This window comes from Microlunatus sagamiharensis, assembly GCF_900105785.1.
Lineage (GTDB): Bacteria > Actinomycetota > Actinomycetes > Propionibacteriales > Propionibacteriaceae > Microlunatus > Microlunatus sagamiharensis.
In genome coordinates, this window is sequence record NZ_LT629799.1 from 135,486 (window position 1) to 158,458 (window position 22,973).

Annotated in this window: 23 protein-coding genes; 11 read left to right on the top strand and 12 right to left on the bottom strand. The window is 73.5% G+C overall.

The window, feature by feature from the left end; translation table 11 throughout:
* Positions 1 to 258: 258 nt before the first annotated feature.
* The 3 genes from BLU42_RS00610 (at position 259) to BLU42_RS00620 (ending at position 2,098) form a co-directional block, all read left to right on the top strand.
* Positions 259 to 642 carry a cold-shock protein gene (locus BLU42_RS00610; RefSeq protein ID WP_091072259.1) on the top strand — a complete coding sequence of 128 codons (384 nt, stop codon included), beginning with the start codon at positions 259 to 261 and terminating at the stop codon, positions 640 to 642.
* A complete protein-coding gene (locus BLU42_RS00615) occupies positions 642 to 1,445 on the top strand; it encodes a DUF3027 domain-containing protein (RefSeq protein ID WP_091072261.1) in 804 nt (267 codons plus the stop codon). Before BLU42_RS00610 ends, BLU42_RS00615 begins: the two co-directional genes overlap by 1 nt.
* A 125-nt stretch (positions 1,446 to 1,570) precedes the next feature.
* Positions 1,571 to 2,098, top strand: a complete 528-nt coding sequence (locus tag BLU42_RS00620) for a MarR family winged helix-turn-helix transcriptional regulator (RefSeq protein WP_091072264.1) — start codon at positions 1,571 to 1,573, stop codon at positions 2,096 to 2,098.
* Positions 2,099 to 2,116: 18 nt separating this feature from the next.
* Here the strand turns inward: BLU42_RS00620 and BLU42_RS00625 are convergent, their stop codons facing one another.
* Both BLU42_RS00625 and BLU42_RS00630 read right to left on the bottom strand, forming a co-directional pair.
* Positions 2,117 to 2,599, bottom strand: coding sequence for a hypothetical protein (locus BLU42_RS00625; RefSeq protein ID WP_091072266.1), 483 nt, complete (start codon positions 2,597 to 2,599; stop codon positions 2,117 to 2,119).
* A gap of 70 nt (positions 2,600 to 2,669) precedes the next feature.
* Complete coding sequence (locus BLU42_RS00630; RefSeq protein WP_157719703.1) at positions 2,670 to 3,803, bottom strand: DUF3048 domain-containing protein; 1,134 nt, start codon at positions 3,801 to 3,803, stop codon at positions 2,670 to 2,672.
* 197 nt (positions 3,804 to 4,000) lie between these two features.
* Here BLU42_RS00630 and BLU42_RS00635 point away from each other — a divergent pair, with 197 nt between their 5' ends.
* The 5 genes from BLU42_RS00635 (at position 4,001) to BLU42_RS00655 (ending at position 10,865) form a co-directional block, all read left to right on the top strand.
* On the top strand, positions 4,001 to 4,465 hold the full coding sequence (locus BLU42_RS00635; protein ID WP_091072271.1) for a MarR family winged helix-turn-helix transcriptional regulator: 465 nt from the start codon (positions 4,001 to 4,003) through the stop codon (positions 4,463 to 4,465).
* Entirely contained in the window at positions 4,462 to 5,820 is a 1,359-nt protein-coding gene (locus BLU42_RS00640) for an MFS transporter (protein ID WP_231918371.1), read from the top strand. The genes BLU42_RS00635 and BLU42_RS00640 overlap by 4 nt, the downstream gene beginning before the upstream one ends.
* Before the next feature lie 181 nt (positions 5,821 to 6,001).
* A complete protein-coding gene (locus BLU42_RS00645) occupies positions 6,002 to 6,655 on the top strand; it encodes an SIMPL domain-containing protein (protein WP_091072274.1) in 654 nt (217 codons plus the stop codon).
* A gap of 219 nt (positions 6,656 to 6,874) precedes the next feature.
* Positions 6,875 to 10,282, top strand: a complete 3,408-nt coding sequence (locus tag BLU42_RS00650; protein ID WP_091072277.1) for a pyruvate carboxylase — start codon at positions 6,875 to 6,877, stop codon at positions 10,280 to 10,282.
* A gap of 16 nt (positions 10,283 to 10,298) precedes the next feature.
* Positions 10,299 to 10,865 carry a manganese efflux pump MntP gene (locus BLU42_RS00655; RefSeq protein WP_091072281.1) on the top strand — a complete coding sequence of 189 codons (567 nt, stop codon included), beginning with the start codon at positions 10,299 to 10,301 and terminating at the stop codon, positions 10,863 to 10,865.
* 242 nt (positions 10,866 to 11,107) lie between these two features.
* On the opposite strand, the gene BLU42_RS00660 is transcribed toward BLU42_RS00655, so the two are convergent.
* On the bottom strand, positions 11,108 to 11,296 hold the full coding sequence (locus BLU42_RS00660; RefSeq protein WP_091072285.1) for a hypothetical protein: 189 nt from the start codon (positions 11,294 to 11,296) through the stop codon (positions 11,108 to 11,110).
* 92 nt (positions 11,297 to 11,388) lie between these two features.
* Entirely contained in the window at positions 11,389 to 12,156 is a 768-nt protein-coding gene (locus tag BLU42_RS00665) for a GAF domain-containing protein (RefSeq protein ID WP_157719704.1), read from the bottom strand.
* Positions 12,157 to 12,308: 152 nt separating this feature from the next.
* On the opposite strand from BLU42_RS00665, the gene BLU42_RS00670 reads away from it, so the two are divergent.
* Positions 12,309 to 14,345, top strand: coding sequence for a PhoX family protein (locus BLU42_RS00670; RefSeq protein WP_091072292.1), 2,037 nt, complete (start codon positions 12,309 to 12,311; stop codon positions 14,343 to 14,345).
* 24 nt (positions 14,346 to 14,369) lie between these two features.
* Here BLU42_RS00670 and BLU42_RS00675 read toward each other — a convergent pair whose 3' ends face one another.
* Entirely contained in the window at positions 14,370 to 14,867 is a 498-nt protein-coding gene (locus BLU42_RS00675; RefSeq protein WP_157719705.1) for a hypothetical protein, read from the bottom strand.
* Between the two features lie 278 nt (positions 14,868 to 15,145).
* On the opposite strand from BLU42_RS00675, the gene BLU42_RS00680 reads away from it, so the two are divergent.
* The gene (locus BLU42_RS00680; protein WP_091072299.1) at positions 15,146 to 16,120 is read left to right on the top strand and encodes a hypothetical protein; all 975 of its coding nucleotides are present in this window, start codon (positions 15,146 to 15,148) and stop codon (positions 16,118 to 16,120) included.
* Positions 16,121 to 16,133: 13 nt separating this feature from the next.
* On the opposite strand, the gene serC is transcribed toward BLU42_RS00680, so the two are convergent.
* The gene (serC, locus tag BLU42_RS00685; RefSeq protein ID WP_091072302.1) at positions 16,134 to 17,255 is read right to left on the bottom strand and encodes a phosphoserine transaminase; all 1,122 of its coding nucleotides are present in this window, start codon (positions 17,253 to 17,255) and stop codon (positions 16,134 to 16,136) included.
* Between the two features lie 68 nt (positions 17,256 to 17,323).
* On the opposite strand from serC, the gene pdxH reads away from it, so the two are divergent.
* Complete coding sequence (gene pdxH, locus BLU42_RS00690) at positions 17,324 to 17,971, top strand: pyridoxamine 5'-phosphate oxidase (RefSeq protein ID WP_231918372.1); 648 nt, start codon at positions 17,324 to 17,326, stop codon at positions 17,969 to 17,971.
* 38 nt (positions 17,972 to 18,009) lie between these two features.
* Here the strand turns inward: pdxH and BLU42_RS00695 are convergent, their stop codons facing one another.
* The 6 genes from BLU42_RS00695 to BLU42_RS00720 all read right to left on the bottom strand — a co-directional run bounded on the left by BLU42_RS00695 (position 18,010) and on the right by BLU42_RS00720 (position 22,949).
* Complete coding sequence (locus BLU42_RS00695; protein WP_091072307.1) at positions 18,010 to 18,975, bottom strand: type IV toxin-antitoxin system AbiEi family antitoxin domain-containing protein; 966 nt, start codon at positions 18,973 to 18,975, stop codon at positions 18,010 to 18,012.
* Positions 18,976 to 19,092: 117 nt separating this feature from the next.
* Positions 19,093 to 19,707, bottom strand: coding sequence for a superoxide dismutase (locus tag BLU42_RS00700; protein WP_091072310.1), 615 nt, complete (start codon positions 19,705 to 19,707; stop codon positions 19,093 to 19,095).
* Between the two features lie 53 nt (positions 19,708 to 19,760).
* Positions 19,761 to 20,369, bottom strand: coding sequence for a class I SAM-dependent methyltransferase (locus BLU42_RS00705; RefSeq protein WP_091072313.1), 609 nt, complete (start codon positions 20,367 to 20,369; stop codon positions 19,761 to 19,763).
* Complete coding sequence (gene truA / locus BLU42_RS00710; protein WP_091072317.1) at positions 20,366 to 21,220, bottom strand: tRNA pseudouridine(38-40) synthase TruA; 855 nt, start codon at positions 21,218 to 21,220, stop codon at positions 20,366 to 20,368. The genes BLU42_RS00705 and truA overlap by 4 nt, the downstream gene beginning before the upstream one ends.
* Entirely contained in the window at positions 21,213 to 21,899 is a 687-nt protein-coding gene (trmB, locus tag BLU42_RS00715; protein WP_231918373.1) for a tRNA (guanosine(46)-N7)-methyltransferase TrmB, read from the bottom strand. The genes truA and trmB overlap by 8 nt, the downstream gene beginning before the upstream one ends.
* Before the next feature lie 246 nt (positions 21,900 to 22,145).
* On the bottom strand, positions 22,146 to 22,949 hold the full coding sequence (locus BLU42_RS00720) for a hypothetical protein (protein WP_157719706.1): 804 nt from the start codon (positions 22,947 to 22,949) through the stop codon (positions 22,146 to 22,148).
* Between the last annotated feature and the right edge of the window lie 24 nt (positions 22,950 to 22,973).

Here is a 22,973-nt window from a genome sequence, read left to right on the forward strand (position 1 = left end):
CTGGGCCCGCCGATCTCGGTTGGGGCGCTCAGGGCGTTCCGGCTAGTCTTGACGGGTTGCCCGGTGCGGCGACCTGCACGCGCCGCTGCGCTGCCCGTGGCGTCCTCGAGGACCTGCGCGGCCGGTCGCAGCAGCCGACGTGCACGGTCCGGCACCGGACGACGACGAGCCATGCACCACCCGCGGGCCGGGCGCCCGCGAACCCTGATCATCCCGACACCGTTCTGGCCGACAGAACACGAGCAAGCGAGGTCCGGCGTGCCGACTGGCAAGGTCCGTTTCTACGACGCCGACAAGGGCTTCGGCTTCCTGACCAAGGACGACGGCGGCGACGTCTACGTGCGCTCCAACGCGCTGCCCGCCGGCGTCACCAGCCTCAAGGCCGGGCAGAAGGTCGAGTTCGGCATCGTCGAGGGCCGCCGCGGGGAGCAGGCGCTCTCGCTGCGCGTCCTCGAGGCGCCGCCGTCGCTGTCCAAGGCCCAGCGCAAGCCCACGGAGCAGATGACCATGATCGTCGAGGACCTGATCAAGACCCTCGACGGCGTGGGCAACGGCTATCGCCGCGGCCGCTACCCCGACGCCCGCACCTCGCAGAAGCTCGCCTCCGTGCTGCGGGCCGTCGCCGACGAGCTGGAGCTCTAGTGCCGACCGCCCAGACCGCGACCCGTACGCCGCGCGCGCCCAAGGCCGACCAGGCCTGCCTCGACGCGGTGGACCTCGCCCGCGCCGCGGCCGAGGAGACCGCCGGCGTCGTGGGCGTCGGCGAGCACCTCGCCGCGGTGCCCGAGGCCGAGCGCGTCCTCACCCACGTCTTCGCCTGCACGCACCCGGGCTACGCGGGCTGGCACTGGTCGGTGACCGTCGTCCGCGCCTCGCGCGCCAAGGTCGTCACGGTCGACGAGGTCGTCCTGCTGCCGGGTGACGGTTCGCTGCTGGCGCCGCGGTGGATCCCCTGGGCCGAGCGCGTCGGCCCCGGCGACGTGACCGCCGGGCTGCTCCACGCCGCCCCGGCCGACGACGCCCGCCTCGAGCCCGGCTACACCGGCGGCGAGCACGCGGCCGACACGGACCCCGCCGAGGCCTCGGCCGCGCGGGTCGTCGTGGCCGAGCTCGGCCTCGGCCGCGAGCGCGTGCTCACCCGCACGGGACGCGACGAGGCGACGCAGCGCTGGCTCGCCGGCCCGCCCGGGCCCGACAACAACCTGACGCGCCAGGCGCCCGGCGTGTGCGAGACGTGCGGCTTCTTCACCCGGCTGCAGGGTGGCCTGGGCGTGCTGTTCGGCGCCTGCACCAACGCGTTCTCCGCCTCCGACGGCCAGGTCGTCAGCGTCGACCACGGCTGCGGCGCGCACTCCGGCGTCGTCGAGGAGGACCACTCCGAGGAGCTGCCCTCCCCGGTCTGGGAGACCATCGACTGGGAGCAGTCCGGCTCGCTGTTCGACTAGGGCTGCTGCGTCGCGCGCCCGACGCTCGCGCCTTCCTCCTCGTACGCGCCTCCTCGTACGCGCCACCTCGTGCGCGGGGAGCACACCCCGCGTCCACGTCGAGCCGGATCGGACAGACTGTGCCCATGACGAACGAGGCGACCGAGGCGGTCCTGAGACCGCAGAGCGACGCCGCCGAGCTGCGCCAGGCGGTGGCGACCTTCGTCGAGGCCGGCGCCGACGAGTCGGTCCAGCGCGTGACGACCGCGGTGCACCGGCTGTCGCGTCGGCTCAACCAGTGGTACGACCGGCAGCTGGTCGACCTCGACATCTCCACCAACGAGTACCTGGTGATCAGCGAGCTCGCGCGGAGCCCCGGCCACGCGCCGCTGACGCCCTCGCAGCTCGCCGCCGCGACGAACATCGCGCCGTCGTCGATGACGCACCGCCTCGACCGCCTCGTCGAGCGCGGACTCATCACCCGCGAGCAGGACCCGGACAACCGCACGCGCGTGCTGATCCGTCTGAGCGACGCGGGCTACGCGCTCTTCGTCGAGGTGATCCGGCAGTCGGACACGCTGGAGCAGGACGTGCTTGGCGGGCTCACCGACGACGAGATCGAGACGATGGCCTCGCTGCTCGAGAAGGTCATCGCCGGCCTCGAGGACATCTAGCCCGCGAGCAGCGCCCGGTCAGAGCGTGGCCGCCGCGACGCTCGCGTGCACCCGGGTGAGGCGGACGACCTGGTCGGCCGCCCGGCGGGCCAGGTCGTCGAGGTCGACCTCGGTAGGGGGCGTGCGGGCGGCGCGCAGCGCCTCCCACCCGGCGGCCTTCGCGTGCACGGCGTCGAGGCCGGCCTCGACCTCGAGCAGGTCGGACAGCGGGGAGCGGCGCAGGATGCGGCCGTTCGGCTTCAGCCGCCCGACCCGCTCGCCCAGCCGGACCGCGAGCGTCGTCCACGGGTCGGGCGCGACGTCCCAGTCGTGCATGAGGCGCCGCAGCGAGCGCAGGTCCTCCAGCACCTCCGCGTCGAGGCTCTCGAGCTCCCGACCCCACGGCCGTCGGCCCTGGGACCGGCGCATGCGCTGGAACAGGTCGGCCCCGCCCCGTGCGGCGGCCGCGTGGTCGCGCAGGTAGATCGCGAGCATCCGCGACTCGGTGGCCGAGCCGGTCATGGGCGTGCCCGGTGCGCTGGGTGCATGCCCGGGGACTACCCGCGGACGGCGGGCCCAGACCAGGGCGGGGTCAGCCGACGCGCAGCTTGGCCTTCGTGTCCGGCAGCTCGACGAACGTCCGCCCGGCGGCCATCTTCAACGGCTGGCCGTTGGTCAGCGTGAAGGTGAAGGGCTTGGCGATCCCGGCCTTGCGCCAGGTCCCCGTCACGTGCCGGCCGCCGTGGAAGTAGAGGAACGTCCCCTTCGCGTCGATGATGTCGTGGAAGGGCTCGTGGTGCTCGAAGTGCTGGTGCGCCTTGATCACGAGCACGTTGTCCGTCCAGACGCGCTGCCCGTCGGCCAGGACGTGCGGCCCCCACGGCATGCTGCGCAGGTAGCGCCCCGTCTTCTTGTCGTAGGTGTAGCCCATCAGGTAGCCGTTGCCCTTGTAGGGGACCCCGAGCGTGCGGCCCTTCTTGCCCTTGACGGTGCTCACCTCGCCCTTGCTCGAGGCGATCGGGAAGTAGAGCTGCGGCGGACCGTCGCGGAACCGCTTGGTCTGCTTCGCCAGCACCTTCGGGTGGCAGGTCGTCGCGCGGTCGTAGTAGGTCTGGCCCTGGTAGGTGTACACCCGCGACTGGTCGGTGCCGTAGGAGCCGGTGCCCCGGGTGGCGAGGTAGGACAGCATCGCCTCGAGGTGCTCGTCGTGCTTCTCGACGTACTTGATCGTCCACTTCGCCGCGCCGGTGTTGCCGATGATGGCGTCCATGGGGCTGAGCAGCGGCACGTCGACGGGCCGGATGGAGCGGACCGGCTCCACCGTCTCGGGCATCGTGGAGTGGAACACGGGGACGAGCCGGGTGGAGCTGTAGCCGTCGGCGTCGAGGTAGCCCTCGAGCTGGACGAAGACGACGTCGGCGTCGTTGATCCCGCGCTGCGGGTGCTCCTGGCGGTTGTCGGGCACCTTCACCGCGACGGCCGCGTGGCGGGCGTCCTTGCGGTCCTTGAGCAGCTCGCCGGTCAGCGGCCAGCGCGGGCGCGTGTCGACCGGGACGGTCGGCGTGGGCGACGGGGTCGGCGACGGCGCGGTGGTCGTCGCGGGGCCGGCCGGGGCGGGTGCCGGTGCCGGGTCGTCGGAGCACGCCGCGAGGGTGGCGGCGAGCGCGCCGACCACCAGCGTGCGGCGGGTGACCTGCGCCGCTCCGTACGCGTCCGTCCGCCCCATGCCCGGGTCCTCCCCGCTCGACGCCGGGATCCCGGCGCGCACATCGTACGGAGCCCGGGCGGCGCTGCGGTCCATCTCGCCGGCGACACCCGGCGGCGGTGCGGGGTGCATCGGCCGGTGGAGCGCGCGTCGCAACGCACGACACCCGAGACCCTTAGCCATTGTATTTAACAGTGCTAAAGAGTACGGTGGCTTGCATGAGTACCCCGACGATCGCCCGGAGCGTCCGCAGCGACCTGCGGAGCGTGGCCGGGCTGTCGGACGCGCTGCGTCCGGCGGTCATGCAGCTCGCCCGCCGGCTGCGCCAGGTGCGCGCCGACGCCGTCGAGCTGACGCCGACCCAGCTGTCGGCGATGGGCGTGCTCGCCCGCAACGACGACCAGCCGATCGGCGCGCTCGCCGCGGCCGAGAAGGTCGCGGCCCCGTCGATGACGCGGACCGTGAACGCGCTGGAGGAGCGCGGGCTCGTCGTCCGCGCCCCCGACCCGAACGACCGCCGCCAGTCGCGCGTCTCCCTGACGCCCGCGGGGCGCGAGCTGCTGCTGGCCAACCGTCGCCGGCGCAGCGAGTGGCTCGCCCAGCGCATCGCCGAGCTCGACCCCGAGGACAAGGAGGTGCTCCGCCGCGCGGTGGGCATCTTCGAGAGGATCACCGACAAGTGAGCGCCCCCGTGAAGGCGGACCCCGAGACCCCCCTGCCCGAGACCCCCCTGCCCGAGACGCCCGTGCGCGAGGCCCACGACCCGGCCGAGGCTGCGAGAGCCAACCGCATGTTCGCCGCGCTGGCCGAGCCGAACTACCGCATCTACTTCGCCGGCGCCTTCGTCTCCAACATCGGCACGTGGATGCAGCGCGTCGCCCAGGACTGGCTCGTGCTCGAGCTGTCGCACGGCTCGGCGCTCGCGGTCGGCGTGACGACCGGGCTGCAGTTCCTGCCGATGCTGCTCCTGTCGCCGTACGGCGGCCTGGTCGCCGACCGCTTCGACAAGCGCCGCATCCTGCGCGTCACGCAGGGCTGGCTGGCCGTCTGCGCCGCCGTCCTCGGCGTGCTCGCCGTCACCGGTGTCGCGCAGACCTGGCACGTCTTCGTGGTCGCGCTCGCCTTCGGCCTCGGCACCGCCTTCGACAACCCGGCCCGGCAGGCCTTCGTCTCCGAGGTCGCGGGTAAGGCGCACATCGCCAACGCGATCGGGCTCAACTCCGCGAACTTCAACGTCGGCCGCATCATCGGCCCGGCCATCGCCGGCCTGGTCATCGCCGCCTTCGGCTCCGGCTGGGCGATCCTGTCCAACGCCGTCACCTACGGCGCGATGATCCTCGCGCTCACGCTGATGAACGCCCGGCTGCTCAACCGCGCCGAGCGCCCGCCGCGGGCCAAGCACCAGATCCGCGAGGGCATGTCGTACGTCTGGCACCGCACCGACCTGCTGCTGATCCTCTGCGTCGCGTTCTTCGTCGGCACCTTCGGCATGAACTTCCAGATGACGTCCGCGCTGATGGCCCAGCAGGAGTTCCACAAGGGCGCGGCCGAGTACGGGATCCTCGGCACGTTCATGGCGGTGGGTTCGCTGACCGGCGCGCTGCTCGCCGCGAAGCGCCGCGTGCGGCCGCGGGGACGGTTCGTGGTGGTGATGGCGCTCGCCTTCGCCGCGGTCGAGATCGTGGCCGGGCTGATGCCGACGTACGCCACGTACGCCGCGATCCTCCCGCTGCTCGGCCTCGTCGCCCTCTCCACGCTGACCGCCGCGAACGCCTCGGTCCAGCTCGGGGCGGCCCCGCACCTGCGTGGTCGGGTGATGGCGCTCTACATGATGGTGCTGATGGGCGGCACCCCGATCGGCGCGCCGCTGCTCGGGTGGGTCGGCGAGGTCCTCGGCCCGCGCTGGACGCTGATCGGCGGTGGCGGCCTCACCGCCCTCGGCGTGATCGCCACGGTCGCGTTCGTGATGCACCGCGAGCACCTGCGCATCACCCCGCACCTGCAGCCGCGCCCGAACCTCGAGGTCCACGCCCTGTGATCTGCCTCCGCTCCGCTCCGGCGCTCCGAGCGCTCCGATCCGCTGCCTTCCTCCCTCCCCGCGACGCCGCCAGCTCGCCGTGATCCCTCGAGTGGTGCGCGGGGCGTCGTCGCGGTCCGGTCGTCCAGGCAGCGGCGCGCTCGTCGGCGGGGGTCGAGCGCGTGCTCGCTAGGGTCCGGTCATGAGCAAGAAGCCGACCGTCACCGTCCGGGGCGAGGGTCAGGTCGAGGGGCCGCCGGAGCTGGCGACCGTCGCGGCCGTCCTCCACACCTCGGGGCGTACGGCGGCTGACGTCACCCGTGCGCTCGCGGAGACGTCGAAGCGCGTCGACGCCGCCCTGCCCGACCTGGTCTACGACTCGGTGCGCACGGACCCGCTCTCGGTGACGCCCGTCTTCGACCGGCGCTCCGGCGTGAGGATCACCGGCTACTCCGGCCGCTACTCCACCCGTCTCACCCTCGCCGACTTCAGCGGCCTGTCCGACCTCGTCGTCGCCCTCACCGGTCTGCCGGGTGCGCAGGTCGACGGGTCCTGGTGGTCGCTGCGCCCGGGCTCCCCGCTCGAGCGCGACGCCCGCCGCGCCGCCGTGGCGGCCGCGATCGCCCGCGCCCGCGACTACGCCGACGCCCTGGGCGCCACCCTCGGCGACCTCCTCGAGCTCTCCGACACCGACGGAGGGTTCGGTGGGGCGATGCCCCGCGTGCTCGCCCTGGCCGCCGCCGGCGGCGAGCCCCCCGAGCTCGACCTGGAGCCGCAGCCCCAGACCGTGTCCGCCTCGGTGACCGCCCGCTTCGCGCTCGCGGACGTGCCGTCGTCCAGCGCGCTGCCGACGTAGGGAGAGGTGCTCCGCACGAGGCCCCGAACGTGGATGGGTCTGGCGGGAGCCCGGCCGCAGCCGGCCCAAGCTGACCGCTCGACGGGACGGCGGCCGGGCGGATGGTTGTGAGCGGCCTCGTGCGGAGCACCTCTCCCGGGCGTCGCGCAGAGCCGCGTGCACGACCACGCAGCGAACGACGTAGCGGACCGGTAACAGAAGGCCCGGTAAGTTGCGGCCATGTTCAGCAAGGTGCTCGTCGCCAACCGGGGTGAGATCGCAGTCCGCGCGTTCCGGGCCGCGTACGAGCTCGGTGCCCAGACGGTCGCGGTGTACCCGCACGAGGACCGCAACGCCGTCCACCGCATCAAGGCCGACGAGGCGTACGAGATCGGCGAGCGCGGGCACCCGGTGCGGGCCTACCTCGACATCGACGAGATCATCCGCGCCGCGCAGGAGTCCGGTGCGGACGCGATCTACCCCGGCTACGGGTTCCTGTCGGAGAACCCGGACCTCGCGCGGGCCTGCGAGGCGAACGGCATCACCTTCATCGGCCCGCCCGCCGACGTGCTCGAGCTGGCCGGCAACAAGGTCCGCGCCCTCGCCGCGGCCAAGGCCGCCGGCGTCCCGACGCTGCGCTCCACGCCGCCGTCGGCCGACGTCGACGAGCTGGTCGCGGGGGCTCAGGAGATCGGCTTCCCGGTCTTCGTCAAGGCCGTGGCCGGAGGCGGCGGCCGCGGCATGCGGCGCGTCGACGACCCGGCCCGGCTGCGCGAGTCGGTCGAGGCCGCGATGCGCGAGGCGGAGGGGGCCTTCGGCGACCCGACCGCGTTCATCGAGCAGGCCGTGGGCCGGCCCCGCCACATCGAGGTCCAGATCCTCGCCGACGGCTCCGGCCACATCATGCACCTGTTCGAGCGCGACTGCTCGCTGCAGCGGCGCCACCAGAAGGTCATCGAGATCGCGCCGGCGCCGCACCTCGACCCGGCGCTCCGCGAGGCCCTGTGCGCCGACGCCGTGAAGTTCGCGACCTCCATCGGCTACTCCTGCGCCGGCACCGTCGAGTTCCTCGTCGAGACCGAGGGCGAGCGGGCCGGGGAGCACGTGTTCATCGAGATGAACCCGCGCATCCAGGTCGAGCACACGGTGACCGAGGAGATCACCGATGTCGACCTCGTCCAGTCGCAGATGCGCATCGCCAGCGGCGAGTCGCTGGCCGACCTCGGGCTGTCGCAGGACACCGTCCGCATCAACGGCGCGGCCCTGCAGTGCCGTATCACGACCGAGGACCCGGCGAACGGGTTCCGCCCGGACACCGGCACCATCACCGCCTACCGCAGCGCCGGTGGCGCCGGGGTCCGCCTCGACGGCGGCACCGTCGACGTCGGCGTCGAGATCAGCGCCCACTTCGACTCGATGCTGGTCAAGCTCATCTGCCGCGGGCGGAACTACGAGCTGGCCGTGGCCCGGGCGCGGCGTGCGCTGGCCGAGTTCCGGATCCGCGGCGTGGCGACGAACATCCCGTTCCTCCAGGCCGTGCTCGAGGACCCCGAGTTCAACGCGGGCGACATCTCGACCGCGTTCATCGAGGAGCGACCCGAGCTCCTGACGACCCACACGCCGGCCGACCGCGGCACGAAGCTGCTGCGCTGGCTGGCCGAGGTCACGGTCAACAAGCCCTGGGGTGCTGCGCCGACGCACCTCGACCCGGGGGTCAAGCGCCCGACCGGGGTCGACCTGAGCAAGCCCTCGCCGCAGGGCTCGCGCCAGCGGCTCCTGGAGCTGGGGCCGGAGGGCTTCGCCGCCGACCTGCGCTCCCGGACGCGCACCGAGGTCACGGACACGACGTTCCGTGACGCGCACCAGTCGCTGCTCGCCACCCGCGTCCGGACCAAGGACCTGCTGCGCATCGCGCCGTACGTCGGGCGGATGACGCCGGAGCTGTTCAGCGTCGAGTGCTGGGGAGGGGCGACGTACGACGTCGCGCTCCGCTTCCTGGCCGAGGACCCGTGGGAGCGGCTCGCCGCGCTGCGCTACAACATGCCCGGCGTCGCCCTGCAGATGCTGCTGCGCGGGCGGAACACGGTCGGCTACACGCCCTACCCGACCAAGGTCACGACCTCGTTCGTGGCCGAGGCCGCGGCCACCGGCATCGACATCTTCCGCATCTTCGACGCCCTCAACGACATCGAGCAGATGCGCCCGGCGATCGAGGCCGTGCGCGAGACCGGGACGACGGTCGCGGAGGTCGCGCTCTGCTACACCGCCGACCTGACGAACCCGCGCGAGACGCTCTACACCCTCGACTACTACCTCGGCCTCGCCGAGCAGGCCGTCGAGGCCGGCGCGCACATCCTGGCGATCAAGGACATGGCCGGGCTGCTGCGCCCGCCGGCCGCGAAGACCCTGGTCACCGCGCTGCGCGAGCGCTTCGACCTGCCGGTCCACCTGCACACCCACGACACCGCGGGCGGCCAGCTCGCGACGCTGATGGCCGCCGTGGACGCGGGCGTCGACGCCGTCGACGTGGCCAGCGCGCCGATGGCGGGCACGACGTCGCAGGTGCCCGCGTCCGCGCTCGTCGCCGCGCTGGAGAACACCGAGCGTGCGACGAACCTCGACCTGCGTGCCGTCATGGACCTCGAGCCGTACTGGGAGGCCGTGCGCCGCGTCTACGCGCCCTTCGAGTCCGGGCTCGACAGCCCGACCGGGCGCGTCTACGACCACGAGATCCCCGGTGGGCAGCTCTCCAACCTGCGCCAGCAGGCCGTCGCGCTCGGCCTGGGGGAGAAGTTCGAGCAGATCGAGGCCATGTACACCGCGGCCAACCGGATCCTCGGGCGGCCGACCAAGGTCACGCCGAGCTCCAAGGTCGTCGGCGACCTGGCCCTGCACCTCGTGGCCGTCGGGGCCGACCCGGCGGAGTTCGAGGACAACCCGCAGGCGTACGACATCCCCGACTCCGTGATCGGCTTCCTCGGCGGCGAGCTGGGTGACCCGCCCGGCGGCTGGCCCGAGCCGTTCCGGACGAAGGCGCTCGCCGGTCGCGCGGTGCCGCTGCGCGAGACCGAGCTGGCCGACGAGGACTCCGCGGCGCTCGACGTGCCCGGCGCGACGCGGCAGGCCACGCTCAACCGGCTGCTCTTCCCGGCGCCCACGCGCGAGTACACCTCCTACCGGGAGACGTACGGCAACGTCAGCCGGCTCGACACCCTCGACTACCTCTACGGGCTGCAGCCGGGTGAGGAGCACACGGCGCGCATCGGCCGCGGCGTGAGCCTGATCCTCGGGCTGCAGGCGATCGGCGACCCCGACGAGCGCGGCATGCGGACCGTCATGTGCACCATCAACGGCCAGCTGCGCCCGATCCGCGTGCGGGACAAGTCGGTCAAGGTCGACGTCAAGACCGCGGAGAAGGCCGACACCACGCGGCCGGGTCACGTGGCGGCGCCGTTCGCCGGCGTGGTCACCGTGACGGTCGCCGAGGGCGACGAGGTCGAGGCCGGCGGCACGGTGGCCACGATCGAGGCCATGAAGATGGAGGCCGCGATCACCTCGCCGGTGGCCGGACGGGTCGAGCGCCTCGCGCTCAGCGCCATCCAGCAGGTCGAGGGCGGTGACCTCGTGCTGGTGGTCTCGCCGGCGTGAGCCGGGGGACCTCCTGATGTCGTTCCTCGGCCTGCTGGCCATCGCCCTCGGGGTGTCCGCGGACGCCTTCGCCGTGGCCCTCGGCAAGGGCCTGCACATGTCGCGCTTCGACCTGCGGCACGCCGTCGCGATCGCGCTGACCTTCGGCGGGTTCCAGGCGCTGATGCCCCTGGTCGGCTGGGTGCTGGCGAGCCAGTTCGCCCGCTACATCACCGGCGTCGACCACTGGATCGCCTTCGGCCTGCTGCTGCTCATCGGCCTCAAGATGATCTGGGAGGCCGTCCGCGGGGGCGAGGACACCGACGAGGACAGCGACGCGCTGCCCGTCCGCGAGCTGCTCGTGCTGGCCGTCGCGACGAGCATCGACGCGCTGGCCGTCGGCATCTCGTTCGCGTTCCTGGACGTCGCCGTCGGCTGGGCCGTGCTGCTGATCGGGGTGTGCACCGCGGTGCTCAGCTTCGTCGGGGTGCTGCTGGGGCGTCGCGTCGGGCGCAGGTTCGGCGGGCCGGCCGAGATCGCCGGCGGCGTGATCCTGATCCTCATCGGCACGCGGGTGCTGCTGCAGCACACCGGGGTGCTGTGACACCGGCCGCTCGCGGCGGGCGCCCCTGACGTCCCGCCTTCCTCCTCTCGGATCACGACGGGAAGGCGTGTCGTGATCCGCTCGTCGTCCAGGCGGGACGGGCGCCCGGTCTTCGACGCTCGCGGCGATGCGGCCCGGACAGCACGAACCCGTCCCGCGAGCACGAGGCGAGCGCCTCGTCGAGGGACGGGTGGAAGAACGGGTGGGTCCGGGCGGGGGAGCCTGGCGGCAGCCCGGGTGGGTCAGGCCGTACGCGTGTCGGGCTTGGAGCTGCGCTCCTGCTCCATCTCGCGGCGCACCTTGGCCTCCGCGCGGCGTCGGGCGCGCTCGAAGTACCCCTTGGGGTCGGTCAGGATCGCCTCGATCCGCCGGTCGTGGTGGTCACCGTCGATCGTCATCGCCACGTGCGTCACCTCCTCGGTCGCCTCCATTCTCGCACCTGTGTCCAACGCCGACCAGCACCCGGCGGCTCGTCGCGCCAGGTGCTGCACCAGGAGGGGACCGGCCCTCCCCGGAGGGCCGGTCACCGGATGCTCAACGCCGTGCCGAGCAGCCCGGCCATCAGCCAGAGCAGGGCCATGTCGTCGTCGTCGAACGCCCCCGGCTCGAGCGCGTCGAGGGTGATGACCCCGAAGGCCACGTTGGCCACGGTCACGGGGACCACGAGCAGGCTCTGGTAGCCCATCGCCTCGTCCAGGCGCCACAGCCCCTGGTCGGCCTCGGCGAGGTCGTCGAGGCGCAGCGGCACGTTGGACGTCACCAGCGCGAGGGCCGCGTCGCCCTCCGGGGTGCCCGCCGTGAAGACCGTGGTGACGGGCCCGGCCCGTCCGAGCGACTCCTGCGGCTCGAGGCGCTGCGGCGGGCCCGGCTCGAGCGCGAACCAGCACGCACGTACGCGGTCCTCGCCCGTCAGCTGCGCGGCCGTGGTGAGCACCAGCGGCACCGCCTGGGCCCGGAGCTGGTCGCGCGGGCCCCGCTTGGGCTCCTGCGCCACCTCGCCGAGGAGCCGGACGATCGGCTCGAGGGCGTCGTTGAGGGCGAGCTTGACCTCCACGCGGGTGTCGAACTCGCGCTCCTCGGCCTTGGACTGCCGCTGCTCCGAGCGGATCTGGCGCAGCTGCGGGATGAGGAAGGCCGCCGCGGTGGCCAGCGCCTGGACGACCGCCCAGCCGACGACGGTGCGTCCGGTGGAGTCGCGGGTGAGCATCGAGGCGACCGGCGAGAGCACGACGAAGACCAGCGCGACGGCCACCCACGGCCACGCCCTCACCTCGTCCGTCGTTCTCACCACGTCCTCGACACTAGGGCCCGGCACTGACAGTTCGGCCCCCGCTCCGGGCGCGGGCCGGGCCCGAGTTCACCGGTGGTTCACCCGCCTGGAGGTGACGGTTCACCCTCGCCCTGAACCCTCCCGCGTACGCCCCCCACGACCTCGGAGGACCAATGCCCGACCTGCTGCCCATGCTCGGCCGGACCCACGGCAACCGGAGCGCCGTCACCTGCGCGCTCAAGTGCGACAGCGCCTGCGCGCGTCCCGTGCCCAACCTCAGCACCGAACCGACCTTCGCCGCCGTGGCGAGCCAGGCCCTCGTGAGCCGGCGCGCCGTGCTCGTCGGCGGTGCCGTCGCGGCGGCCGCCGTCGCCGGTCCGCAGCTCCTCGGGCTGCCCGAGGCCGCCGCCGTCGAGGGCCGCCCGGCCCCGGGCGAGCGCGCCGTCCGCGGCGGCTTCTCCTTCACGCCCATCGCGGCCGTCTCCGACGACGTCGACGCGATGACGGTCCCGCGGGGCTTCTCCTGGCACCCGATCATCCGCTGGGGCGACCCGCTGTTCCACGACTCGCCGCGCTTCGACCCGACCCAGCCCGACGCGGACGCGGCCGAGCGGCAGTTCGGCTACAACAACGACTACACCGACGTCATCGTGACCGACCGTCGCGGCCGCAAGGCCCTGCTGTGCTGCAACCACGAGTACACCAACCGGCAGATCATGTTCCCGCCCACCACGACCCCCGAGGCCGAGGCCGACGTGCTGCGCGCGCTCATGGCCGCCCACGGCTTCAGCGTGGTCGAGCTCGAGCGCCGCGGGACCCGGCGGCCGTGGCGCTACGTCCAGGGCGCCCGGCTCAACCGCCGCATCACCGCCACGACCCCCTTCCTCCTGGACGGGCCCGCCGCCGGCTCCGCCCTGGTGCAGACCGCCGCCGACCCGACCGGCACCCGCGTCCACGGCACCTTAGGCAACTGCTCGGGCGGGACGACCCCGTGGGGCACGGTGCTGTCGGGCGAGGAGAACTTCAACGGCTACTTCGTGGCCGACCCGGCCGCACCGGGCAGCGCCCGCTACGGCCTCACGGACAAGCCGAGCTCGTACGGCTGGGAGCAGGTCGACGACCGCTTCGACGCCACCAAGGCCGGCTACGCCAACGAGCCGCACCGCTTCGGCTGGATCGTCGAGATCGATCCGACCGACCCACGCTCCACGCCGCGCAAGCACACGGCGATGGGCCGCTTCAAGCACGAGGGCGCCAACGTCCGCGTGGACGACGAGGGCACCGTGGTCGCGTACATGGGCGACGACGAGCGCTTCGACTACCTCTACAAGTTCGTGGCCAGCAAGAAGTTCCGGTCCGGGAAGTCGGCCGCCGCGCGCCGTCACAACCTCGGCCTGCTGAGCGAGGGCGACCTGTACGTCGCGAGGTTCACCGGCGAGCAGCGCCCCGACAACGCCAACCTCGGCACCGGGCGGTGGCTGCCGCTGGTGCGCGACGGCCGCTCGCAGGTCGAGGGCATGAGCGTGGAGGAGGTGCTCGTCCTCACCCGGCTCGCCGCCGACAAGGTCGGTGCGACCCCGATGGACCGCTGCGAGGACGTCGAGCCGAGCCTGAAGACCGGCAAGGTCTACGTCGTCTGCACCAACAACACCGACCGCGGCGTCAAGGCGGGCAAGCCGGGCCCCGACGCGGCCAACCCGCGTGCGGCCAACAAGAACGGCCACATCATCGAGCTCACCGAGGCCGGCGGGCGCGGCGACGCCGAGACCTTCGAGTGGGACCTCTTCATGGTGTGCGGCGACGAGGGCCAGGCGGGCACCTACTTCGCCGGCTGGGAGGGTCCGGTCGCCCCGATCTCGTGCCCCGACAACATCGCCTTCGACAGCCGGGACAACCTCTGGATCTCCACCGACGGCCAGCCCGGCTCGATCGCCAAGAACGACGGCCTCTTCCGGGTGCCGCTCGCCGGGCGTGAGCGCGGCCACCTGGTGCAGTTCCTCGCGGTGCCGGTCGAGGCCGAGACCTGCGGGCCGGTGATCCACGACCAGGACGGCTCGGTCTTCGTCGCGGTGCAGCACCCCGGCGAGGACGGCACCTGGGCGGAGCAGAACTCGTTCTTCCCCGACTACGTCAGCGCGGGCGAGCGTCCGCGGCGCGGGGAGTGGCGCGGACCGCGGCCGTCGGTCGTGCAGGTCGTCGCCGACCGCTGAGGTCGCGGGCAGCGGCCCGGCGGCTCACCCCGTCGGGCCGCGGCCCTCGTCGGCCGTCCAGAACACGACCAGCCCGTCCGGGACGGCCTGCTCGGCGATCGCGGCCAGCCCGGGCACGTCCGACGTCCGGGCCGAGGTCCAGGTGCCGGCCGTCACGGCGTCGGTGACGGGCAGCGGCAGCCCCAGGGGCCGGAGGTCCGTCGGCCGTGCGGAGGGCACCCGGGCTGCCGCCGTCGCGAGCCCGGCCGCCACCGCCTCCACGAGCCGCCAGGTCGCCGGCAGCCGACCGGCCGGGACCGGCTCACCCCCGAGGAGCCGGTCCAGGTCGGCCGGTGTCGGTTCGTCGTGGGGCACGGGACGGGTGCCGGGCACGCGGGCGAAGAGCGGGCCGAGCGGGGCCGGCGCCGAGGCGGGCGGCAGCACGCGGCGCACCAGTCCGAGGACCCGCTCGCGCCGCTCGGTGCCGGTCAGGAGGTACCGCAGCGTCGCGACGGGCACGACGTACGCGCGCAGCTCGCCCACGGCGTCCACGGTAGGGGGAGGGTGACCGGGCCGCTCCTATCCTTCCCCTCGTGAACCCCCGGACGCGCCGCACGATCGTCTCCGGCGTGCTCGTCGGGCTCCTCGTCCTCGTCCTGGTGGCCGCGCTGCTGCGCACCTACGGCTGACCAGGGTCTTTCCCGGGTCCCCGCGCGTGGCGTGCGGGGCGAGCACGACTCGTCGCCGGACACTGGTCGGACGTACGCTGCCGCCTGGTCGCATGATCAGGTGCGGCCCAGACCTCAGAGCGGGAGCACGGGATGCGAAGGCGCGCGGCGCTGCGAGGGACGGCCGCGGCAGCGGTCGCGCTGGGCCTGGCCGTGGTGTTCCCGGTCACCGCGGGGGCGGCGGGCAAGGTCGCGTTCACGATCAAGGACAGCCGGATCACCGAGAACTCCGGCATGGCCCGCGACACGACGAACAAGGTCTACTGGACCGTCAACGACTCGGGCGCGCCCGGTGTCGTCTACGGCGTCGACTCCTCCGGCAAGGTCAAGGGGACGCTGCGGTTCAACGCCTTCCCTGTCGACGCCGAGGCGGTCGCCTGGCGCAAGGACCGGCTCTACGTCGGTGACATCGGCGACAACGACGAGAAGCGCAAGACGATCCGCGTCTACTACTTCGACGACCCCAAGCCGGACAACCAGGTCCGGACCTATCGGGCGTACGACTTCCGCTACCCCGACGGGGCGCACGACGCGGAGACGCTGCTCGTCACCCCGGCCGGCGTCCTCTACGTCGCGACCAAGGAGGCGCAGGGCGGGCTCTACCGCGCGCCGGAGAAGCCGAGCCGCGACGGCGTCAACAAGCTCACGCGGATCAAGGACGTCCCCGCCACGCTCACCGACGGCGTGATCCTGCCCGGCGGCAAGGAGATCGCCTACCTCACCTACGGCAAGCTCCTGGTCGTCAACGGGACGTCGGGGCAGGTCGTGGCGTCGGAGGACATCACCGACGTCGCGCAGGCCGAGGCCCTCACCCTGTCGCTCGACGGCAGGTCGCTGCTCGTCGGGGGCGAGGGCAAGAACACCAAGGTCGTCTCCATGGCCGTCCCCGGCGCGGCCGCGTCGCCGAGCCCGTCGGCCTCGTCCGACCCCGGGTCCGACGAGGACCCCGAGGACACCGCCGCGGTCCCCGTGGCCCGGCAGCGCGGGACCTACCTCGCGGTCGGCCTCGCCGGCGTCGTGGCCGTGGTCGCCGGCGTCGTCGTCGCGGTGGTGCGCCGACCGGGCTGAGCCCGGTTCGTGCTCAGCCCTCGAGGTGCGCCACCAGCCAGTCGACGCAGGCGCAGAGCGCGCTGACGTCGTCGGGGTCGACGTTCGGGAACATGCCGACGCGCAGCTGGTTGCGGCCGAGCTTGCGGTAGGGCTCGGTGTCGACCACGCCGTTGGCGCGCAGCGCCGCGGCCAGCCGAGGAGCGTCCACGCCCTCGAAGTCGATCGTGGCGACCACCGGCGAGCGGTGCGCCGGGTCGGCGACGAACGGGACGGCGTACGGGCTCTCGGCGGCCCAGCCGTAGATCCGGCGCGCGGAGTCCGCGGTGCGGGCGGCCGCGGCGGGCAGTCCGCCGCGGTCGAGGAGCCAGCGCACCTGCTCGCGCATCAGGAACAGCGTGGCGATGGCCGGGGTGTTCAGGGTCTGGTCGAGCCGTGAGTTCGTGAGCGCCACCGCCAGGCTGAGGCTCTCGGGGACCCAGCGGCCGCTCGCGGCGATGCGCCCCACGCGCTCGACCGCGGCGGGGGACAGCAGCGCGAACCACAGCCCTCCCTCGGAGCCGAACCCCTTCTGCGGCGCGAAGTAGTAGACGTCGGTCTGGCTGACGTCGAGCTCCACACCGCCCGCGGCCGAGGTCCCGTCGACGACGACGAGGGCGCCCTCGTCGGCGCCCGGCACGCGGCGCACGGGCGCGAGGGCGCCGGTCGAGGTCTCGTTGTGCGCCCAGGCGTAGGTGTCGACGCCGGGCACGGCGCTCGGCACGGCGACGGAACCGACCGGCGCGGTCACGACCTCCGGCGCCTCGAGGTGCGGCGCGGCGGCGGCCGCGGCGGCGAACTTGGCCGAGAACTCCCCGAAGCTCGCGTGGGCGCTGCGGCGCTCGACCAGCGAGCTGACGGCGACGTCCCAGAAGGTGGTGGAGCCGCCGTTGCCGAGCACGACCTCGTAGCCGTCGGGCAGGGCGAAGAGCTCTGCGAGGCCGGCGCGGACGTCGCCGACCAGGCTCTTGACCGGCTTCTGGCGGTGCGAGGTGCCGAGCAGCCGGGCACCCTCGTCGGCCAGGGCGGCGACCGCCTCCGGCCTGATCTTGGCGGGACCGCAGCCGAAGCGGCCGTCGGCGGGCAGCAGGTCGGCGGGGATCCGGAGGTCCGTCACGGTCGCTCATCCTCCCACCCGGCCGACCGAGCGGTCCGGACGTCCCGCGTTCCTGCCAGGATGGGAACGTGCCCGACCTCGCCTCAGAACGGATGGACTACGACTCCGGGACCCTGCGGGAGGAGTCGGCGCCGACCGAGCCGTACGCCCTCTTCGACGCCTGGCTCGCCGATGCGTTCGAGGCCAAGGCGCAGGGCCGGCTCCCCGAGCCGACGGCGATGGTCGTCGCCACCTCGCTGGGGGACCGGCCGAGCTCGCGCACGGTGCTGCTCAAGGCCGTCGAGGACGGCACGTTCGTGTTCTTCAGCAACTACGACTCGGCCAAGGGCCACGACCTCGTCGTCAACCCGTACGTGGCGCTGCACTTCGGCTGGTACCCGCTGCAGCGCCAGGTCCGGGTCGAGGGGCTCGTCCGGCGGGTACCGCGCGAGGAGTCGGAGGCGTACTTCGCCACGCGCCCGCGCGGCTCGCAGCTCGGGGCCTGGGCCTCGGCGCAGTCGAGCGAGGTGAGCGGGGTTGAGGAGCTCGAGGCGGCGTACGCGCGGGTCGAGCGGCGCTTCGATGGCGTCGAGGTCCCGTGCCCGCCGCACTGGGGCGGGTTCCGGGTGGTGCCCTCGATGATCGAGTTCTGGCAGGGCCAGCCGAGCCGCATGCACGACCGCCTGCGCTACGACCGCGTCGAGGACGCCTGGAGACGCACGCGCCTCGCTCCCTGACGGGAACGGGGATGATTCGACACCTGTCAGGTGCGCGATCATCCCCAGTGGGTAGCGGGGAGAGAACGGCAGCGGTGGCACCGGGTCGGAAGCCCGCTCCACCCGCGCTGCCTGAGTGCCAGCGCGACCTTCGCGGCCACTGCGCACGGCCTCCCGTGGAGGTCCGTGGCCCCGAAACGAAGGGTGAGCAAGCCGTCGAGGCTGGCGTCGTTGTCGCGGTCCATGTCGCGGAACCGCCCGAGCTCGGTGTGCCCGAGCCGCCCGTCCAGCTCGACCACGACCCCGAACTCGACGTAGCAGACGTCGCGGACCGCCTTGTGCAGGCGCGAGGGGACCTGACGGCTGACCAGCGCGTCCAGCCCGTGCGCGCGCTCGACGTCGCGGAGGTAGGTCATCTCGAGCGGGGAGCGGACGCCCACGGCGACGTCGGCGAGAAGCCCCTCCAGAAGATCGCGGCGAGGATGTCGACCTCGACCCTCGAGTGCCCTGAGGAGACGGCGCGACGTCGTCCTGCGCCGCTCCACGGCCAGGGTGACCCAGCCGACGACGTCCTCCGGCCGAGCCGTGGCTGACAGGTCGAGCACGGTGTCCTCGACGGTCGTCCGCGGCGGAGCCCCCACGGACCGCCCACGGACTCCCGGTCGCTCCCGGACGAACTCGTAGCCGCTTCGCGCGGCGGGCCGCCGGCCGTGGGGCACCAGGACGGTGATCCGAGGGGGATCCTCGTCGGCCAAGCCGTGGAGCCGGGCGGCGGCGAGGTCTGCGGCGCGGGCGACGTCACCGCCCAGCAGCGTTCCCGCCCACACCCGCGCCACGAAGGAGGGCTCCACGTCGGCCGTGAGGAAGACGCCGCGCTCCAAGCGACGCCACAGGCCCTCGTCGATGAGTCGTGAGACGACCCTCGGCGAGACCCCGTGCGCCTGCGCCTGCTCGCGCGTCACGACGCCGGCCTGCAGGTTGGCCAGCGGCTTGAGGGCGCGCAGCACCTCGGCCGACCCGGTCACCCCAAGATCCTGCTGCGCGTCCGGCCCCGCTCACCCCCTCATCCACAGGGGAGAAGCAGAACGGGGATGATTCGACACCTCCACGGTGTCGAACCATCCCCGTTCTTCGGACTCAGGTCAGATGAGGCCGGGCGTCTGCGCCTTCGCCTTGAGGAAGCGCTCCTGGGCGTCGGCCCAGTTGACGACGTTCCACCACGCCTTGGCGTAGTCGGCCTTCACGTTGCGGTACTGCAGGTAGAACGCGTGCTCCCACATGTCGAGGAGCAGCACGGGGATCTGCGCGAGCGGCAGGTTGCCCTGCTGGTCGTAGAGCTGGACGACGTTCAGCCGCTGGCCGAGCGCGTCCCAGACCAGCATCGACCAGCCGGAGCCCTGGATCGCGTTGGCGTTGGCCTCGAACTGCGCCCGGAAGCCGTCGAAGCTCCCGAAGAACTCGTCGATGGCCGCGGCCAGCTCGCCGGTCGGCTTGTCGCCGCCGTCCGGGGACATGTTCGGCCAGAAGACCGAGTGGTTGATGTGTCCACCGAGGTGGAAGGCGAGCGTCTTCTCCAGGCCGTTGATGGGGCCGAAGGCGTTCTTGTCACGGGCCTCCGCCAGCTGGTCGATGACCGTGTTGATGCCGGCGACGTAGGTCGCGTGGTGCTTGTCGTGGTGAAGCTGCATGATCTCGCCCGAGATGTGCGGCTCGAGAGCGCTGTAGTCGTACGGGAGATCAGGGAGTGTGTACGCCATGCCCACCACCTTACGAAGGGGTGGTGGGCCGCGGTGGTGGGGGTCGGCCCGGCTCAGGCGGCGACGCGAGGCGTCACGACGAGCACCCGGAACCCCTTGCTGCTCGCGGCGCGCGTGCAGCCGTACCCCTGCTCGACGAGCCAGCGCTGCAGCGTGTCGGCGCCGAGGTTCTTTGACACCACGAGCCGCGCCGTGCCGCCCGGCGCGAGCCGCGGCAGCCACGTCAGCAGCAGCGCGTGCAGCGCCTCCTTGCCGATGCGGATCGGCGGGTTGGACCAGATCTCGTCGTACGTCCGGCCGGGCTCGACCTGCTCGGGGCGCAGGGCCCGGACCCGCTTGCGCACGCCCAGCGCGACCGCGTTGTCACGGCACAGCGCGAGGGCCCGCTCGTTGACGTCGACGGCGTCGACCCGCGCGTCCGGGCAGGCCAGCGCGATGCCCAGCGCGACCGGGCCGTAGCCGCACCCGAGGTCGAGCACGGTCGGGTTGCCCGTGGGCGGCGCCGACTCGCGCAGCAGCACCTCGGTGCCACGGTCGAGCCCGTCGCCGGCGAAGACGCCGTTCGCCGTGGTCAGGGTGAAGGGCCGCCCCCACACCTCCACCTCGACCTGCTTGCGGTGCTCCGGGCCGGTCGGGGTCTCGGAGAAGTAGTGCGTCGTCACGCGAGCACCCGCACGGAGCGCGCCTCGGTGGCCCGGGCCGCGAGCTCGCTGTCGGCGGGGTAGCCGACCTCCTCCAGCGTCAGCCCGCGCGCCGGCAGCACCGGCACCGACGAGACCCGCGCGGGTGCGTCGAGCAGCCCGACGAGCCAGCCGGTGTCGCGGCGGCCGTCCATGACGGCCACGAGGGCGCCGACCAGCGAGCGCACCATCGAGTGGCAGAACGCGTCCGCCCGCACCGTCACCTCCACCACGCCCTCCAGCGGTCCCGACCCGACCCGTTCGAGCCCGAGGTCCAGCAGCGTACGGATGGTCGTCGCGCCCTCGCGGCGCTTGCAGAAGGCGGCGAAGTCGTGCAGCCCGAGCAGGGCGGGCAGCGCGGGGGACAGCCGGTCGAGGTCGAGGGTGCCGGGTACGTCCTGCACGAAGCCGCGCAGCAGCGGGTCGCGCACGGTCCGCTCGTCGGCGAGCCGGTAGACGTAGCGCCGCCACACCGCGGCGAACCGCGCGTCGAAGCCCTCCGGCGCGACGTGAGCCGAGCGGACCACCAGGTCGGGCGGCAGGACCCGCGCCAGGCGGCGGGCGAGCTCCTCCGGCGTGGAGCCGAGGTCGGCGGGCACGTCGACGTGGACGACCTGGCCGCGCGCGTGCACGCCGGCGTCGGTGCGGCCGGCGCAGACCAGGGTCGGCGCGGGGTCGAGGCGCAGCACGGTCCCGGTCCAGCGCTCGAGCTCGCCGGCGACGGTGCGCAGCCCCGGCTGGGTGGCCCAGCCTGCGAACCCGGCCCCGTCGTACGCGACGTCGAGGCGCCAGCGCTCAGTCGCCCCCGCGTCGTCCTCGTGCGGCTCAGGCACGGCGGAACACCAGGTCGGTGATCGCGCGGCCCTCGGCGAGGCCACGGCGCTCGAAGCGGGTGACCGGGCGGTCGCCGCGGTCCTCGGGCTCGGCGACGAGGAGGGGCTGCGCGGCGAGCACCTCGCGCATCTGCTCGGCGTAGCCGTCCCAGTCCGTCGCCAGGCGCCACCGCCCGCCCGGAGTGAGCCGCGAGGCGACGAGGTCGGCGAAGGCCCGGTCGACGAGCCGGCGCTTGTGGTGCTTGGCCTTGGGCCACGGGTCGGGGAAGAAGGTCCAGACCTCGCTGAGCGAACCCTCGCCCAGCAGCCGGTCGAGGCCGGCGACCGCGTCGACCGGCGCCACCCGGACGTTGCCGACGTCCTCGCGGACGAGCCGGGCGACGAGGGCCGCGACCGCGGGTTCGTAGACCTCGAAGGCGAGCACGTCGACCTCGGGCCGAGCCGCGGCCATCGGCACCAGGGAGTCGCCGGGCCCGCAGCCGATCTCGACCACGACGGGGGCCTCCCGACCGAACAGCGCGGGCAGGTCGAGCGGGGTAGCGTCGGCCGCGACCGAGGTCCGGAGCTCGCCCTGCGGCACGTCCACGACGAGCCCGCCGAGCTGGGCGTCGTACGTCCGCCGCAGGGACTCGCGCATGCGCGCGGAGCGGCGCACGAACGACGTCACCTCGCGGTGCACGCGCGCTCTCGTGTCGGTGGGCAAGGTTCGGTCTTCCGGGTCGGTGGTCGGGATCGCCGGAGGAGTCCGGGCCCGGTCCGGCGAACCTGCCCCTCGCCGCGCTGCCTTGGTGCGGTCGTCGGGGTGGTCAGGACTCAAGCATCTTAGGTTCGCCGAACCGGGCCCGGACCCCTCCGGCTCGTGCCCACCGGACGTCGTCCCTCGCGTTCCCGCTGGGGAGCGCTCCGCACCGACTCGTCTCTCGCTTCAACCGAGGTTGTCGAAGACGGCGCGGAGGTCCTCGGCCTCGGTGTCGGCGCGCCACGGGACGCCCTCCGCCGGACGGCCGGTCAGCAGGAACGCCTCCAGGGCGGCGAGGGCGGGGCCGAGCGTCGTGGTCGAGCGCGTCGGCAGAAAGGCGTCGATCCCGGCGACCCGGACGGACACCTCGGCGTCGGGCGGGTGGGCCGCCTCGGAGGCGACGACCGACCAGACGGGGCGCTTCACCGTCGTGTCCTCGCAGAGGGCCACGAGGAGGGGGCCGCGGGCGTCCCCGCCGACGTCCAGGCGGGCCGGTGGACGCAGGACGCTGACCCCGGTCCTTGACCGGCCGTCCAGCCGCTCGACCAGGCGCCCAGTCTCCGCGGCGGGAGGGTCGGCCCGTTCGACGAGCTCGCCTGCCTCGTCGTGGAAGGTCCGGAGCCGCGCGGTGTCCGCACCCGGCGGGCGGCGGGCCTCCTGGCGGCGCCAGAGCACCTCGGTCGCCAGCGTCGCTCCGAGGCCGACCGCGCCGGGCCAGACGAAGACGCCTCGGCCGTCCCCGGCGTTGGCGAGCAGGATCAGGCCACCGATCCCCACGAGGGCCATCGCGGAGCCGGAGAGGCGCGGCAGCAGCAGGGCGACGAAGGCGAGGACGAGGCCGCCGAGGGCCACCGCGGCCAGGAGGCCCACCCCGGCGCCCGCCCGGGTGCCCAGGGCAGCGCCACCACCCAGGACCACCAGGGCCCCGAGGTAGCCGAGGACCCCCGGCCTCCTGACGACCCGCCCGACCCGCGTCCGCGTTGCACCCACCCGGCCAGCATGACGGCTGCCCGG